Raw genomic sequence first — 17,367 nt, 5'->3', positions numbered from 1 at the left:
AACAATGAAATCGCTGATTCGTTCAAAGCGTCATTTTTCACTTTGCCTGATTTTTGTCGGCGCGATTTTCGCCGTAAATGGTCAGGCTGAGACAATTAGCGTCGCGCCGCTGCATGGCCGGGAAGTTGGCCCATTCATTGCCTCGCAGACCACTCCCGCACCCGCCGGCGGATGGCAATCCAGCGACGATCGGCTGCTGAATACCTCGATTAACGGCCAAGGCGGCTGGCAAAGCATCGACTCGCCGACGCGCATCGACGAAGAAATCACTGCCGGCATCGCGCACAGCGGCGGCCACTCGTGGCGCGTCTCGAACTGGTTCCACAGCGGTTACGTCAACGAGATACTGAGCCCGCAATTCGGTTCGGTCGGCGAAACAACCGCGATCAATCACGATGGTGCAGGCGCGACCACGCAGACTGCATTGTCGAATCATGTGGTCTACGATTTCTGGTTCCGCAGCGCGGCGCCCGACGATGCGCATCCCGATCCGGGCAGCGCGGTTTCGACCACGATCAGCGATGCCCCGGGCAATCGCATGACCTATCTCGGCATGTTCGATGAAGCGGCGGGCCCTGGCGGCCCGAGCGGCAATGGCTGCCCGACCAATAACGGCTGTTTTCATGTTGATGCGGCCGAAGTGGTTTCCGGCAATGACGCTGCCGCTGATGGCGATGCCAGTTTTGTCGATCATTATTCGCCGGCGCTGACTCGCGGCGTGTGGTATCGCGCGCACATCGATGCGACGTTCGTGAACGGCCCGGGCGCTGTCACAACTGATCCGTTGCTGTGTCCCGCAGCCACGGTTTGCCACACCGGCAATGACCAGATTCATTATCAAATCTTCGATGTCAGCGGTAACGTCGTGTTCGACACCGGCAACATCGGCTCGTGGGAAGCTGCGTATTTCGATGGTCGTTACGGCAACACGCCAGGCACGACCGTCGCGAGCGATTACGCCGGCTTTCGCATCTCCGGCAATGCCGATGGCGGGCAACAACCATACGGCACCAACTCGGTCACCAATCGCCCGCATGGTGTCTACATTGATGATTTGAGCGTCCTGCCTGCGGCTGGCAGCAGCATCAAGACCAGTTTCGATTTTGATCGTTATGTCGCCACCAGCGGCAACGACAGTGGTCCATGCAATGTGCAGGCATCACCGTGCAAAACGATCACCTATGCGATCGCGCAAGCCAATCCCTACGACACGATCCATGTCGCTGCCGGACGTTATGCCGAGAACAGCAGCAGCGGCGAGAACCTGGTCATCAACAAATCCGTGGCGATCGAAGGTGCGCAGGTCGGCATCGATGCGCGCACTCGCAATGTTGGCGACTTGGCCGAGACCATTCTGGTTCCCGCGGTAATCGATGCCAGCCTCACGCTGGATTCGCTCAACAGCAGCGCGGTAGTCACGATTGCTGCTGATGGCGTATCGCTCGATGGTTTGATCGTCGATGGCGACAACCCGAGTTTGAATTCCTCGGTTGGTGGCAATCCGCTCAATTTGAACGGCAGCAATCCTGATGCGGCAGCGGGCATGTTCGCCAGCGGCAGCGGCATCACGGTGCAGAATGTGGTGCTGCGCAATCTGCCTGGCGCAGGTGTTTTTGCGTATATGGATTCCGGCGTGGGCGGTGACAATCGAATCCAGTTGAACCGCTTCAGCAACATCACCAATCCGTCGACGTGGGGCCTTGGAATTTACGCCGGCTACAACTTCTATGCTCAGATCAGCGACAACCTGATGGATCAGGTGCGTATCGGCATGCAGATCGAAAACAATAGCTCGGCAAATACTGGCGCGCAGGCGCCCGCGGTGTTGCGAAACGAAATCCACGCCACGCGCACAGGCATTTTCCACAACCTTTTTTATGGCTCTGCGAGCACCTATACGTTCTCCGACAACACTGTGATCGCCGCGCTGAACGCAGCACAAACCGGTCAGTGGAACGGCATGCAGATCGAGTCGATGGGAAGTGCGCAGACCGTCGTGATCAACAACAATCACATCGACGGCAGCGCGCTCGCCAACACGCGTATCCGCACCGGTTACGTGCTCAATAACTGGGCCAGCAGCCTCAGTGCGACTACCGCGATCGACGGCGGCAGCGTAAGCAATGTCGATGCCGGTGTGCTCGCCACCGATGCGACCAATTTCACCGGTCCGGTGAATGGCGCGCTGGTGCAGAACATCGCCTTCAGCAATATCACGCTCGGCGCGATTTATATCGAGGATACCAATGAGGTTGCCGGTTCGCCGGTCATCAGCATCGGCACCGGCAACACGTTTACCGGCGTGAATTACAAGCTCGCCTTGTCGGGTGCGGCGGCCAGCGCCAGCTTCAGTGGCATCAGCGGTGTCGATACCGTGCTGGTGCGTGGAGCAAAAAATTATCTGTTCGGCAAATTGAACAGCGGCCCGTGCAGCGCCGCACAGTGCACTGCCAGCAATACCCTTATCAACTCCGGCATTGCCGCCGTGACCGCGGGCGGCACGGTGTTTATCGAGCAAGGCACGTTCGATCAGATGCCGACGCTTGGTGCCGGCAAAAACGGCGTGCGCATTACCTCGGCCGATAGCGCAAATCCGGCGGTGCTCACGCGCTTGACAGGAGGTCCGAATCAGCCGGTATTGCTCGTCAATGGCGTCAAGAATATCGCCATTGATCATCTGAATTTTAGCGTCGACAAGAAACATGCGGCCGAAGGTATTCTTGCCAACGGTGCGATCGATGGCTTGAATATCCACGACAACCACATTGTGCAGACCGCCAGTTCGACCAGCGGCACCGCCAGCTACAAGTATACAAATGGAATTTCGATCAATATCGATCCCGGCCACAATTCGCTGGGCCTGTCGCAGAGCGATGGTCAAAACGCCACGATCAGCAACAACACGATCAGCGCCAGCACCACGCCCAATGCAACGACATTCCGCGCTGGCATCGCGATGGATCGCGGCGTCGGCACGATCACCGGCAATACCAGCGTTGGCCTGAATCACGATGCGATAGTGCGCTTCGCCAACACCGTGGTTGGTGGCCCGACCGCATTGGTGATCAGTGGCAATGCGTTCAATGGTGGTGGCCTCGAATTCGATGCGCCGACTCTCGGCGTCGCACCGATCACGATCAGCAACAACGTCATCACCGCGTCGCCGGGTTCCGCAGCGCTGGGCCTGACCCAGACTCAGCTCGAAGCCGACATCTCGATCCTGCGCCTGATCGACAACTCGCAAAGCGTACCGGTCACGATCAGCAATAATCAGCTGCTCGGATATGCCAAGGGATATCGCGGCGCAACCGTGCAGAATTTCCCGCAGACAACCTTTACCGGCAACACGTTCACGCCGCTCGCTGGCGCGACCGATTTTGTCAGCCTGGTCGTGAGCAACAAGAACATCAATCAGAATACGCCGCCGCAAGCGCCGTATCCGATGTCGGTCACGGTGTTGCGCAACAACTTCAACGGCAGCGGCGTGAACGGCGCCGGGCGTGCGGTCGAATTCATCGACGACAACGATGCCAACGGCACTGCCGCCTTCGGCGCGCTTTTGTTCGGCAGCAGCCAAGCCGCGGATGCCAACCTGTTCGATCCCGCGCAGCAGTTGTATTTCAACCTGCTCAACCAGCAGTGCGATACCAACCTCAACGTGGTCGGCACGTGGCCGGGTGGTGTTGCACCGTTGTGCACGTTCCTCGACTACAACGATGTCAACGCGCCCGGTGGCATTGCCAATACGCAGGTGCGTCCGTTCCGCGTGAATGTCGAAGCGACGAACAATCAGTTCGGCGGTGTGTTTCCGGCGTCGATGGATGTGACGCAACGCGCCGCGTTGTTCGCGCGCACTTACGATGTCAACGACAACGCTGCGCTCGGTCTCGTCAACTACGGTCTCGGTGCTGGCGTGGTGCTCAAGCTCGATGGTCCGCTGACGAATGTGCAGGCGAGTGTGCCGACCGTTTTCACTGGCGAAGTCGCGAACTCCGGGCCAGCATTGACTGAGAACTCGGTCGTGCATCTGGCCATCAGCAGCGATCGCGCAGGTGGCATTCAACTGAGTGACATTAGCGCCGAGTATTACGATGCGAGCAGCAGCAGCTTCCAGCCATTGCCGCTGACTTTGAGCGGCGGCGCACTGGTCGTGGATTACGGCCCGGTCGGTGGTTTTGCGATCCCGCAAGGTTACGATCTGACCACGCCGTTCCGCTATACCTTCCATTACGCGAACGGTGCCAGCGGTACCAACTACACCGCTGCCGGCAGCGTGGTTGGCGTCACGACGCATACGGTTTATGCGGTGGATAGTCACAGCACCAACGTCGTGCAATCGGCGAGCAGAATTGGGCTGACCCTGGCCGGTCCGCAGACCGCGAATGTCGCCACACCGATCACTGGCTACAGCGCGCGCATCCTCAACGCCGGCGGTGCGGCCACGGAAAATGTGCTGGTGCATTTTGTCATCAGTCGCAGCGGCGGCATCGGTGCGAACGATCTCGTCGTGCAGTATTTCGATGGCAGCGCCTACCAGCCGATTCCACTGGTTTTGTGCAATGGCAATACGCAGCTTTGCGGCACGTTCGGCCCGCCAACGGGTTTCCCGATTGGCGTAGGTTACGACGCCACCACTCAGCTGCAATTGAGCTACGCGAAGTCCGGCGCATTCCAGGTTATCGCCACCGTGGATGGCATCAGCAGCACCAACTACGCCACCGCGTCGCTGCTGGTCAATGTCAATCCCGGCCCGGCGACCAACATTGCTGCGTTCGGCCCGACCAGCTTCAGCGGCATCGCGGGTGCGGCTTTGGCCACGGCGCCAGCGGTAATTGCGACTGATGCAGGCGGCAATCCGGTCGCTGGCGTGAGCGTGACATTTGCCACGGGCAGCAACTCGGGCTCAGTCACCGGCGCTACGCAGATCACTAATGCCAGCGGTATCGCCAGCGTTGGTGCGTGGACCTTGTCCGCCGATCCGAATGCCAGCGATACGCTGAGTGCCACCGCCACTGGCTTGGGCGGCAGCCCGGTCAACTTCTCGGCGACCGGATCGGCGCAATACGATCTTGCCGTAGCGATCACGCCGAGCCGCGATTACGTGCAGTACGGCCACACATTGAATTACGTCGTCGTGTTGACTAATAGCGGTCCTTCGAATGCCAGCGGGATCAGTGTGCAAGACTCGCTGGCGAGCGCATCGAACATCGGCAGCACAAGCACATTCTGTGTCGGCAGCAGCGGCGCCGTATGCGCCACCACTAGCGGCAATCTGAGCGACAGCAATGTCAGCGTGCCCGCCGGTGGCAGCGTCACCTACGTGGTCTCGACCAGCGTGCTGAATAGCCCGGGATTGGTGAGCGATCAAGTTGCCGATACGGTGACAATCACCGCTGCGCACGACAGTAATCCAGTCAACAACACGGCCACCGCAGCCACGGTACAAGTGGTGATTTTCCGCAATGGGCTGGAAAGCGGCGGCGATGGTGCGTTGAATACTGCGGCGGAATTTGCTGAAGCCGGCAGCCTGGATGATGTCGGCAGCTTGACCCTGAATTCGCCGCAAATCTCGAGCGCAAGCGCGATGCCGGCAACCTGGTTCAAGGCGATCGATGCATCAGGTCGCGAGACATTCCGCGTCGAGGTCGTGCAGCTTGCTGGCACGTTGCAATTGCGCGTGGTCAGCATCGCGGCAAATGGCGAAGAAAGTCGCAGCGCATGGAGTGATCTCGCTAGCAGCGTCACGCATCTTGCGTTGGCGCTGAGCAGCGGCAAATCATCGCAACCGATTCAGGCGATGCTGGTCGGCGGCACGACTGATCTCGCGATGCCGTTGCCGACGTGGGCGAAATTGCCGCTGACGTTGTTTATCCGGCAATAAGCGTTTTGAACATCACGGTTGCGCTGAGTAGCCGTGATGTCCCGCTAGGTGTATCGAATTCTGCGATGGATTAGAGTGGTCGCCCATGTGCGGCCACTTCATTCCCCAGCGTATTTCCCCGCCGATATTATTTTTCGTTGCGATTGTTTTTTGCGGGCTGCCGACGATCAGCGCGTTTGCATCTGCACCGCTCGGCTGGAGCAACGTCACGCCATTGACAATCAACCTGCTCGGCTCGGCATTCAACAACGATAACTACGGCGTGCAGGATGTTCTCGCCGATCCGGCACGGCCGAGCGATCTGTACGCATTCACCTGTTACCAGGGCGTCTGGAAATCCGTCGACTACGGCCTGACCTGGGCCAAAATTAACACTGGCAGCAATGGCGCCGAACTCGATGGCGGCAAGCTCTGGACTGCGGCAATCGACTCGAATACGAGCCGCAATCCGGCCACGCCGCCAACCTTGTGGACCGCCACCGGCGATGCCGCCGCGGGTGTGTGGGAAAGTGTCGACGGTGGCGTGAACTGGGTTTCACACGCGGTGAACAACAGCACCGCTGGCGCGGCATCCGGCAATAATTATTTTGCCAACGATGTGTATGCGCTGGATGTTGATCCGAACGATGGCCAGCATCTGCTTGCAGGATTTCATGGCTATCCTGGCATTTCCGAATCCACCGATGGCGGCGCCAGCTGGACTACGATCAGCGTGCCCACAAATATCGGTGTATCGCTGTATCCGTTCTTTGTGCAAACCGGCAATGCCGCCAGCACGCGAACAACCTGGCTCACGCAGGCGCAGTGGGATAGCAACACGCAGGGGATTTGGCGCACCGCGAACGGCGGCGCGAGTTGGATCCATGTCGCCCCGACCTACGAGCACAAACACGGCAGCACGCAGATTTATCAAACCGGTCAGGGCGTGATCTATGTGCCTTCGGTCAATCCCGATGGCGTATTCAAAAGCAGCGATTACGGCCAGACCTGGATACACGTCAGCACTTCACCGGCCAACGCGCTCTTCGGCACGGCGTTGCGGATTTACGCCGAAGATTCGTTCGCGAGCAGCGCCAGTTACGCGCCGAATTTGTATTCCTCACCCACGACAGGAATTCATTGGTCGGCCATGACTGCCGTGCCCGCCATGAGCAACGGTGCCAAGCGCGCCGCAATCACGCACAATGGATCGCAAACCATTATTGTTTCCGGCAATTGGCTCGGTGGAATATGGCGCTATGTTGAAGATGATATTTTTGGCGATGCGTTTGAGTAGTTATAAGAATTTGCTCAATACTTCCCGCCCTCCATTCGTCGCGTCAACTCAAAGCTTTCGCAAGGCAACCAATGATCAATCTACTGATTCCGTTCATGGCGTTGGCAGCCATCGGTTTTCTGATGAGCCTGACCGTTCATATCCTGGCGCTCGCTGGGACTTTACCTCCCGGTGGCGAGGCGGTATTCGGCTTGCATATCGGCATCTTCGTGGTGTGGCTGCCGGCGGTGCTCGTCTCGATTCGGCTCAACCGCGGGCAGCGCACACGCAGCTCGTGGAAGCAGATGCTGGCCGGCTGTCCCAACTGGATGCGCTATGCGGTCATGGGGCTGTTCGCTTATGCCTTCCTGAATTTTTTTATCGCGTTTTCCGGGCAAGAACACAGTCGAGGCCACGGCAGCGGGATTTCTACTGCGGAGCTTCGCGGATTCTCCGGTCATTGGATGCTCTTCTACGGCATGGCCTTCTGCATTTTGTTCTCGGCGCTTCGCAAACCATGGTTGCTGAGCATCGCGAAATGTCCGGCAGGTCATGAGGTCGCGCACTCCGATACCTTTTGCCCGACCTGTGGCAAGGCAATTCCACCGCGCAACGCGTAGGTAGGATGAGCGGCGCAGCCGCGTTATCCGACGATGATCTATGCCATTGCCACCCAGACCAAAGTCGCGCCGCATCGCATTGGCAGATGTTCTACCCTGATGCCCATCCGCATGAGGAATGGCCATGTCGTACGAAACGATGCATCGCGAGTCGATCGAGCAGCCGGAAAAATTCTGGGCCGAGCAGGCCAAGGCGATTTATTGGCACAAGCAGCCCGAGCAGATTCTGGATTATTCAAAGCCGCCGTTCCGGCGCTGGTTCGTCGGTGGTCAAACCAATCTTTGCTATAACGCGATCGATCGGCATCTGGCCGAGCGCGCCGATCAAGCCGCGCTGATCGCGATTTCCACCGAAACCAATACGCGTAAAACCTACACCTATGCGGATTTGTATCGTGAAGTGAATACGTTTGCCGCGATCCTGCAGACGCTGGATGTGGGGCAGGGCGATCGCGTCGTGATCTACATGCCAAACATCGCCGAGGCGGTATTTGCGATGCTGGCGTGCGCGCGCATCGGTGCGATTCATTCGGTGGTGTTCGGTGGATTCGCCGCGCACAACCTTGCGTTGCGTATTGATGATGCGCAGCCGAAGCTGCTGATTTGCGCCGATGCCGGCATGCGTGCGGGCAAGGTGATCCGCTACAAACCGCTGGTCGATGAAGCGTGTGCGATGGCAAAAAATGCGCCGCCGAAAGTGCTGATCGTGAGTCGTGGGCTTGATGCGGATCTGACCACAATCGCCGGTCGCGACAAGGATTATCACGCGCTGAAATCGTCGCACGAAGGTCGCGAAGTGCCAGTCGCCTGGCTCGAATCGAATGCGCCGAGTTATCTGCTTTACACCTCGGGCACCACCGGCAAACCGAAAGGCGTGCAGCGCGATGTCGGCGGTTACGCGGTGGCGATGGCGTTGTCGATGCGCACGGTGTTTGATGTCGGCCCGGGCCAGACCATGTTCACCACGTCGGACATCGGCTGGGCGGTCGGGCATTCGTACAACGTGTATGGCCCGCTGATCGTCGGTGCCACGTGCATCCTGTATGACGGTTTGCCGATCCAGCCCGACGCTGGAATCTGGTGGCAGATTTGCGCCGAGTACGGCGTGCGCAGCATGTTCTCGTCACCGACCGCGATTCGTGTGCTGAAAAAACACGATGCGGCGTTTCTCAAGCAGTACGATTTGTCGGCGCTCAAATATTTGTTCCTCGCCGGCGAGCCGCTCGACGAATCGACCGCGAGCTGGATCGGCGATGGCATCGGCAAACCGATCATCGACAATTACTGGCAGACCGAAACCGGCTGGCCGACCTTGACGTTATTGCCCGGCCTCGAACTGAAAAAAATCAAACTCGGTTCGCCCGGATTGCCGAATTTCGGCTTCAACGCGCGTGTGATCAACGAGGTCACCGGCGCCGATGCGGCACCCGGCGAGAAAGGCGTGCTGACCTTCGTGCCGCCGTTGCCGCCTGGTTGCATGAGCACGATCTGGAACGATGACGAACGTTTCCTGCGCAGTTATTTTTCGCACTTCAAGGAGCTGCTGTACAGCTCGCTTGATTGGGCGATACGCGACGAAGATGGCTACACGTTTATCCTCGGCCGCACCGACGATGTGATCAACGTCGCCGGACATCGCCTCGGCACGCGCGAGATCGAGGAATCGGTGGCGACCCATGCCAGCGTCGCCGAAGTGGCCGTGATCGGCGTGCGCGACGAACTCAAGGGCCAGGTGCCAATCGTGTTCGCGACGTTGAAAATCGGCAGCCTCGAGGCCGCCGGGAAACACGATGCTGCAATCGGCATGCAACAGCGCGTGGTTGATCTGCTCGGTGGCATCGCAAAACCGGCGCATGTCTACATCGTCAACGCGTTGCCGAAAACGCGCTCGGGAAAATTGCTGCGCCGCTCGCTGCAGGCGCTGGCCGAGGATCGCGATCCCGGCGACTTGTCTACGCTGGATGATCCGGCTGCGCTGGAAGATGTGCGCGCGGCGTTGTTGCGTGGATCGGATAGTTGATCTTTACGTTTTTGCGCGTGCCGCGTTTTCATCCTCCTCACGATTGATCCGCGAGTGATGTTTGGTATCGCGCATCAACACATACACCAGTAGCGAGCACGCGATGCAGCCGCTGACGTACCAGTAGAATCCTTCCTCGTGGCCGATGCTCTTGAACCACAGCGCAATGTATTCGGCGCTACCGCCGAAGATCGACACCGCCAATGCATACGGCAAGCCCACGCCGAGCGCGCGAATCTCGACCGGGAATAATTCGGCCTTCACGACCGCGTTGATCGAGGTGTAGCCGCTGACAATCACGAGTGCCGCCATGATCAGCGCGAACGCGGCAAGCGGTGATTGCACGACCGCAATCGCCTGCAATAACGGCACTGTCAGCAAGGTGCCGAGGACGCCGAAACCGATCAGCAGCGGGCGGCGGCCGATGCGATCCGACAGCGCGCCGATCAGCGGTTGCAGCAGCATGAATCCGGTGAGAGTCGCGGCGGAAATCAGCGTGGCAGTGTCCTTGCTCATGCCGGCGCTGTTGACCAGAAATTTCTGCATGTAGATGCTGTAGGTGTAGAAAGCGACCGTGCCGCCCATCGTCAGTCCGAGCACGATCAAAACTTCGCGCGGATGACGCAACAACACGCGTAGCAGATTTTCTTGCGGCGCCTTGCCGCGCATTTTTTCGAACGATTCGGTCTCGGCCATATTGCGGCGTAAATAAACTGCGACAACCGCACACAGCGCGCCGATCGCAAATGGAATTCGCCAGCCCCAGGCATCGAGTTGCTGCGGCGTCAGCAGCCATTGCTGCAGCACGATCAACACGCCGAGCGCGAGTAGCTGGCCCATGATCAAGGTGACGTACTGGAAGCTCGAATAAAATCCGCGATGCGCGCGCGCCGCCATCTCGCTCAAATACGTCGCCGATGTGCCGTATTCGCCGCCGACGCTCAAGCCTTGCAGCAAACGTGCGAACACCAGCAGCACCGGTGCGGCGATGCCGATGCTCGCATAACCCGGCGTCAACGCAATGATCAAAGAGCCGCCGCACATCAAACCGACCGACACCATCAACGCGGATTTGCGCCCGCGCCGATCCGCATACAAACCCATCAGCCAGCCGCCGATCGGTCGCATCAGAAACCCCAACGCGAACACGCCAGCGGTGTTGAGCAGCTGCGCGGTCTGATCGCCCTTTGGGAAAAACGCCTTGGCGAAATACAGCGAAAACGCCGAGTACACGTACCAGTCGTACCACTCCACCAGATTGCCGATCGAGCCGCTGAAAATCGAGCGCAGCCGTCCCGCCGTGCTATTGCCCATTGCAGCCGTGGCGGGATGATTTGCTGGGATCGACGGCATGCTGTTCTCTGTCGCGGTTGCAGATCAGCTAAAATAGCGGTCTTTGCCGGGAACTGCCATGACCACGAATCTTTCTGCTGGCGCGCGCTTCCGCGCCGCCGTCGCCGCCGAGAAGCCGCTGCAAGTCGTCGGTGCGATCACCGCCTACGCCGCGTTGATGGCCAAGCACAGCGGCTTCAACGCGCTGTATCTTTCCGGCGGCGGTGTGGCGGCGAATTCGCTCGGCATGCCTGATCTCGGCATCAGCACGATGGAAGACGTGCTGACTGATATCCGCCGCATCACCGACGTGTGTGATCTGCCGTTGCTGGTCGATGTCGATACCGGCTGGGGCGGCGCGTTCAACATCGCGCGCACGGTGCGCTCGGTGATCAAGGCCGGTGCCGGGGCGATGCACATTGAGGATCAGGTTGCGGCAAAACGTTGCGGCCATCGGCCCGGCAAGGAAGTCGTGGCGAAGGGTGAAATGGTCGATCGCATCAAGTCGGCGGTCGACGCACGACACGATGCGGGCTTCGTCATCATGGCGCGCACCGACGCGATCGCGGTGGAAGGTATCGAGCTTGCGATCGAGCGCGCGGTGGCGTGTGTCGAAGCCGGCGCCGACATGATTTTCCCCGAAGCGATCTACACACTTGAACAATACCGCCAGTTCAAGGATGCGGTGAAAGTGCCGATCCTCGCCAACATCACCGAGTTCGGCCAAACGCCATTGTTCACCACCACCGAACTCGGTGGCGCCGGGGTCGATATCGTGTTGTATTGCTGCGGCGCGTATCGCGCGATGAACAAGGCCGCGCTGAATTTCTACGAAACCGTGCGCCGCGACGGCACACAAAAAGCCGCCGTGCCAACCATGCAGACGCGCGCCGAACTCTACGAACATCTCGGTTATCACGCCTACGAGCAGAAGCTCGATGCGTTGTTTGCGGATGGCAAGAAAGAGGGCTGATCATGCCGGCACCCGAATCCACATCCACTCATCCAACGCGACGCAACTGGGATGGCATCGCGGCTTTGATCGCAGCGCTGATCGGCTTGCTGGCGTTGTGCGTATCGGCGTACACCGCGCATATCCAGCGCGAGCAGGCGCGGGCGCAGGTGTGGACGCAGCTGCAGTTCGGCAGCTCGGATCCAGATATGAATCTGTTGGTGGTGAACAAGGGTATCGGCCCGGCGCGCATCGAAAGCCTGCGTCTCTATGTTGATGGCAAGGCGCAACCGGACTGGAAGCACGTGATGGATGCGCTGGGCGTCAAGCTGACCGGCTACATACAATCCACCGCCAGCGATACCGTGATCGCCGCTGGCGAGAAGCTGGTGACGTTGAAAATCAATAACGCCGAGGACTGGAAATTGCTACGCGAACAAACCGCGCGGATCAGAACGCGCGCGTGTTATTGCTCGGTGCTGGATGATTGCCGCGTTTTTGACAACCGCGTGCGAAAAAAAGCGGATGCGGACGTGGCCGTCGACCGTTGCGAACGATCCGAAGACGAAGAATTTACCGAATAACGATCTCATTGATCGTATTGACGAAGACAAAGTGGAGAAGCAAGGTGAGTGAGTCCGAACAAGTTTTGCCCAAGCCGAAAAAATCGGTCGCGTTATCCGGTGTCGCCGCAGGCAATACCGCGTTGTGCTCGGTCGGTCGCAGCGGCAACGATCTGCATTATCGCGGTTACGATATTCTGGATATCGCGCACGAATGCGAGTTTGAGGAAATCGCATTTTTGCTCGTGCACGGCAAGCTGCCGACGCGATCCGAACTGGCCGGCTACAAGGCCAAACTGAAATCTCTGCGCGGCATTCCGGCCAGCGTGAAAGCGGTGCTGGAACAATTGCCTGCTGCGGCGCACCCGATGGATGTGATGCGCACGGGCGTTTCCGCGTTGGGTTGCGCGCTGCCGGAAAAAGACGATCACAATGCGGCCGGTGCGCGCGATATTGCCGATCAGCTGATGGCGTCACTCGGCAGCATGTTGCTGTACTGGTATCACTTTTCGCACAACGGCAAACGTGTCGAAATCGAGACCGACGATGATTCGATCGGCGGTCATTTTCTGCACCTGCTGCATGGCAAGACGCCATCGACGGAATGGGTGCGCGCGATGCACACCTCGCTCAATCTGTATGCCGAACACGAGTTCAACGCGAGCACGTTTACCGCACGCGTGATCGCCGGCACCGGATCGGATATTCATTCGTGCATCACGGGCGCGATCGGTGCGTTGCGCGGACCGAAACACGGCGGCGCGAACGAAGTCGCCTTCGAAATCCAGAAGCGTTACGACACACCCGATGAAGCCGAGGCCGACATCCGCCAGCGCGTCGAAAACAAGCAGGTCATCATCGGTTTTGGCCATCCGGTGTATACAATTTCCGATCCGCGCAACAAGGTCATCAAGCAGGTCGCGCGCGAACTCGGCGAGCAGGCCGGCGACATGAAAATGTTCAACATCGCCGAGCGCCTCGAAACCGTGATGTGGGAGATCAAGAAAATGTTCCCGAATCTCGACTGGTTCAGCGCCGTGAGTTATCACCTGATGGGCGTGCCGACTGCGATGTTCACGCCGCTGTTCGTGATCGCGCGCACTTCGGGCTGGAGCGCGCACGTGATCGAGCAGCGCATCGATGGCAAGATCATTCGCCCGAGCGCGAATTACATCGGGCCGGAAGATCGGGTTTTTCAGCCGATCGATCAGCGCGTTTAGACGACTCCAATTTTTGGGAGTGATCGCATGAACAGCCCAGAGTCGCCAGATGCCATTTGCGCGGGATTCGCGGAAGCGTCTCAGAAGCTCACATTCCGTGCTCTAGAGGAGGGTACGGTTTTGATTGAAGGTAGCGCTGCGGCGCTTGAGTTCTTGGGTACTTTGCTTATTGCACAGGCCCGTTTCGACAAAGATTGTGGTTTCCAACTTTCGCCAACGGGCGCGGGGAACGCAGTATTTTCCGACGAGTCGAATCTCGGTTTTTATATTCATCGAACGCCTTGTAAGCACGTAGAGGGATCGTGAGTTTTCCACTCGGCCGATGGGTGCTCGCGATAGCGTTGCTGGATTTTGCAATCACCAATTGTGCATATATATTTTGGGGAGATTGGAGTCCAGGCAATGCTGAGCCGTTTATTTTTAAGCCGATGGAGATCGCTACAGTTTTGTCCGTGCTCTCCATTCCTGTGGCGTGGATGTGTCGAAGCGCAACAGCCGTTCGTATTTTTGTTGGCTGGTTTATGCTGCTGGCAATCACGCATGCACTAGTGTTTTTCCTGATTGCGTTTGTAAGACCAGCGGTAGGTTGAAGGACAGAGTCTGAGGACGCCGAAGTCGCTTCCGCCAAGGATTATTGCATGGCAAAAAAGCCGAAAATCCAGCGTGATCCTGCGTCGCCGGAGACCACGAAAAACGCATCGGCGTCGCCCGCAAACACTTCGTCGCAGTCGACGTCGGCAACAGCGTTTGGTTGGAACGGATTTCTGCGCGAGCGCATCGCCGGTGTTCTGTCGGCGCCGATCATCGGTCTGCTCGCGGCCTTGATTTTGAGCTTCGCCGGCATCTTTCTCGCCGTGGCATGGCAGGTTGGGCCGCAGCGCGAAATCGCGCATCGGCAGTATGAAAAATACACGGCGCATGCGACCGGCAAGATTGTCGAGAGCTGGGTCGCGGTCGACTGGAACATCGCCGACATGCCGCAGGACAGCATCAACTGGCAGGGTTATGCGCTTGCATCGCCGTGCGCGGTGATCGAGTTCGATGGCGATTGGGGCGCTGCGATGCGCCGCGCCTTTTGCGGGGCACGGCTGCCTTTCCACGATGAATATGCGTTGCACAATCTGAGTTTGCTGCGGCCTGGCGTGCCGTTCGCGTGGGCGCGCGACGACAACGATTTTGTCGTGCCGGAAATTCGCCTCAGCCAAACATCGCTCGACTGGCTCGCGACCCACGCGCCGTATTCCACGTTCAATCTGAGTCGGCCTTTGCCGCAGACCGCGCTCGAGGCTTTGCAACGCCAGTACGACCGGCCGCTCGATGCGGCGCTGGTCGGCTGGACGCGATCTGCACCGGACATTCCGCTTGTGTTCGACCCGCAGCATCCACTCGATGCAGTGCCGTTGGCGTATGTCGAGGCGCAGATGGCCGAGTCGCCGTTCTGGATTATCACGATCATCATCGGTGGTGTGGGATTGTTCGTCTGGCTCGAAGGCATGCGCCTGCTGGTCGGCAATCTGTCGCGTGGGCTGGGGTTGATGCTGGCATTGGTGCCGCTAATCGCGCTGCCGTGGTGGGGCGAAAATTTTCCGCGATTCATTTCGCATCTGAATGCGCAGGTCGGGCAGATGGTCGGCGCGTTTCTCAGCGACGTCGACGGCTCGACGCGGCTGCTCGTGACTGACCGTGAGCACGCGCCCATGGTGAATGCGCAACGTTTGATTTGGACGGCCAAACAGACCATGTACGCCGACACGTTCGGGCGCATGCATTTCACCGCGCCGACATCGCTGCCGCTGCCGGACGATCTTGCATTGAAGTTGCTCAGCGAAACTGTCACCACGCAAATGCGCGCGCTGAATGTCGGCGAGCAAGCCGCGATGTATGCGCGGTTGCAGCGCGACAAGGAAAACGATCGACTCGGTGTCGACCTGCTGTTTTTCACGGCGGCGCGAGAAGTTCTGCTCGATACGCATGCCGATCCGGCGCTGTATCAAAGTGCGCGTCGATTTCTGGTTGCTGCGCTTACCGCGCCTTCCGAACCGCGTTATTCGGTGGTGATGCCGCCGCAACAGACCGCGGAGATTTTCTGTTCACTGACCGATATCCCGGTAGGCGTGATCGCGAACATGCCGTCGTGGAAAGGGTGCGACCGGCGCACCCGGTAAACATGCGCAGGTCGCTGCGTTGCCGCTATTGATGTCAGTACAAATTGGTGCTGTTCGCTGCGCCGCCGGAAAATCTCGGCGTGACCACGGAATGCGTGCCCGCCTGGAGACATTTCTGCTTGAAGTTTGATGGCCAGATGCCGAGCGAATCGACTATGGAAAACGGCGGCGCCTACGATGTCGACATCATTCTGCATTTATGCGCGAGTATGGCGCGGCTGCACTTTTTCGATGACATTGACGGCTAGCCAAAGGCCACGCGATACTCGTATCAAGATGGGGAAATTCGAGTCTTTCGCGACACTATCACGCTGAAGTTTTTCTCCTGCATTTTCAGACGCACTTCGCCTGCCTTTCTCGGCGCACCAAAGTCATTGGGGATATCACATGAGACAGAATTCGATCATCGTATTGCCGCGCCAACGCGCCATCGCCGTTTCCATTTCACTGCTCATCGCGACAAGTTTTGGCGTTGCGCATGCGGCGGACGTGCAGATCAACACGCCGGTCGGCGGTGGGCTTCTGGTGCAGGATAACGCTGCCAATACGCTGCTGAAAGTTGATGGCAGCGGCACGGTGACGGTGCCTTACCTGGCCGGCGCGCCAGCGACATATTCCAATGGCGTGTGTTTTGGCCCGGGAGGATTGCTGGGGCAATGTGCAGTGACGGTTGGCGTTACGGGAGCAACCGGCGTCACAGGGCCTGCTGGTCCAACAGGTCCGCAAGGTATCCAAGGTATCCAGGGTGTAACTGGCACGGGTGGCTTGGCTGGCAACCAAGGGCCGACCGGTGCCGCGGGTCCGCAAGGCATCCAGGGCATCCAAGGCCTGACGGGCGTCACCGGTGCGACTGGATTGGCCGGTGTGACGGGTAGCCAAGGTGCTACTGGCGTTACTGGCGCGACAGGAACCACCGGCGCGACGGGCGCGACGGGCGGGCTGTCATCCCAATACGCCTATGTCTATGCCCAGTCGGCACAAGTCGTTCCCATCGAAGCAGATGTTGCTTTCGACACTAACGGCGTGATCAGTGGGTTCATTCATATCCCTGGCACGTCGACAATCGTTGTGACCGTCAGTGGCGATTACGAAGTGTCGTGGATTATTTCGGCGGTGGAGCCGAATCAGTTTGCATTGACGGTAAATGGTGTTCCGGTCGCGGCGGCCATCTACGGCTCGGGTGCCGGCACGCAGCAAAGTAGCGGGCAGGCAATCATTTCAACCAACGTTGGCGATAACATCACTTTGCGCAACCATACTTCCGCAGCTGCTGTTACCTTGCAGCCACTCGCCGGCGGAACGCAGCAAAATGTCAACGCATCGATACTGTTGCGCAAATTGAATTGATGGTCGAAAAAT

General features: G+C 58.8%; 13 protein-coding genes. 12 read left to right on the top strand and 1 reads right to left on the bottom strand.

From position 1 onward, the window contains the following. Window positions 1–4: 4 nt before the first annotated feature. From ELE36_RS14795 to prpE, 4 genes are all read left to right on the top strand, one after another. On the top strand, window positions 5–5,881 hold the full coding sequence (locus ELE36_RS14795) for a DUF1565 domain-containing protein (RefSeq protein WP_165371630.1): 5,877 nt from the start codon (window positions 5–7) through the stop codon (window positions 5,879–5,881). A gap of 85 nt (window positions 5,882–5,966) precedes the next feature. Further along, entirely contained in the window at window positions 5,967–7,157 is a 1,191-nt protein-coding gene (locus ELE36_RS14790) for a WD40/YVTN/BNR-like repeat-containing protein (RefSeq protein WP_129834599.1), read from the top strand. Window positions 7,158–7,228: 71 nt separating this feature from the next. Next, complete coding sequence (locus tag ELE36_RS14785) at window positions 7,229–7,756, top strand: hypothetical protein (RefSeq protein WP_129834597.1); 528 nt, start codon at window positions 7,229–7,231, stop codon at window positions 7,754–7,756. Window positions 7,757–7,880: 124 nt separating this feature from the next. Next, window positions 7,881–9,776: a propionate--CoA ligase gene (gene prpE / locus ELE36_RS14780; protein WP_129834595.1), complete on the top strand. Its 1,896-nt coding sequence runs from the start codon at window positions 7,881–7,883 to the stop codon at window positions 9,774–9,776. Between the two features lie 3 nt (window positions 9,777–9,779). Here prpE and ELE36_RS14775 read toward each other — a convergent pair whose 3' ends face one another. After that, the gene (locus ELE36_RS14775) at window positions 9,780–11,129 is read right to left on the bottom strand and encodes an MFS transporter (protein ID WP_129834593.1); all 1,350 of its coding nucleotides are present in this window, start codon (window positions 11,127–11,129) and stop codon (window positions 9,780–9,782) included. A gap of 58 nt (window positions 11,130–11,187) precedes the next feature. Here ELE36_RS14775 and prpB point away from each other — a divergent pair, with 58 nt between their 5' ends. From prpB to ELE36_RS21040, 8 genes are all read left to right on the top strand, one after another. Next, window positions 11,188–12,081, top strand: coding sequence for a methylisocitrate lyase (gene prpB, locus ELE36_RS14770; protein WP_129834591.1), 894 nt, complete (start codon window positions 11,188–11,190; stop codon window positions 12,079–12,081). A gap of 2 nt (window positions 12,082–12,083) precedes the next feature. Further along, window positions 12,084–12,644: a hypothetical protein gene (locus ELE36_RS14765; protein ID WP_129834589.1), complete on the top strand. Its 561-nt coding sequence runs from the start codon at window positions 12,084–12,086 to the stop codon at window positions 12,642–12,644. Between the two features lie 44 nt (window positions 12,645–12,688). Further along, complete coding sequence (gene prpC, locus ELE36_RS14760; protein ID WP_129834587.1) at window positions 12,689–13,843, top strand: bifunctional 2-methylcitrate synthase/citrate synthase; 1,155 nt, start codon at window positions 12,689–12,691, stop codon at window positions 13,841–13,843. 27 nt (window positions 13,844–13,870) lie between these two features. Further along, window positions 13,871–14,149: a hypothetical protein gene (locus ELE36_RS14755; protein ID WP_129834585.1), complete on the top strand. Its 279-nt coding sequence runs from the start codon at window positions 13,871–13,873 to the stop codon at window positions 14,147–14,149. Further along, complete coding sequence (locus ELE36_RS14750) at window positions 14,146–14,433, top strand: hypothetical protein (protein ID WP_129834583.1); 288 nt, start codon at window positions 14,146–14,148, stop codon at window positions 14,431–14,433. Before ELE36_RS14755 ends, ELE36_RS14750 begins: the two co-directional genes overlap by 4 nt. Window positions 14,434–14,481: 48 nt before the next feature. Next, window positions 14,482–16,008 (top strand): hypothetical protein, encoded by a 1,527-nt coding sequence (locus ELE36_RS14745; RefSeq protein WP_129834581.1) that lies wholly within the window; start codon window positions 14,482–14,484, stop codon window positions 16,006–16,008. A 47-nt stretch (window positions 16,009–16,055) separates the two neighbouring features. Continuing rightward, window positions 16,056–16,256 carry a hypothetical protein gene (locus ELE36_RS14740; RefSeq protein WP_129834579.1) on the top strand — a complete coding sequence of 67 codons (201 nt, stop codon included), beginning with the start codon at window positions 16,056–16,058 and terminating at the stop codon, window positions 16,254–16,256. Between the two features lie 139 nt (window positions 16,257–16,395). After that, window positions 16,396–17,355 (top strand): BclA C-terminal domain-containing protein, encoded by a 960-nt coding sequence (locus ELE36_RS21040; protein ID WP_129834577.1) that lies wholly within the window; start codon window positions 16,396–16,398, stop codon window positions 17,353–17,355. The last annotated feature ends 12 nt before the right edge of the window (window positions 17,356–17,367 follow it).

The organism is Pseudolysobacter antarcticus (assembly GCF_004168365.1).
Classification (GTDB): Bacteria; Pseudomonadota; Gammaproteobacteria; order Xanthomonadales; family Rhodanobacteraceae; genus Pseudolysobacter; species Pseudolysobacter antarcticus.
Note: the sequence above shows the minus strand (reverse complement) of the source record. Positions and strands in the feature narration are given on the sequence as shown.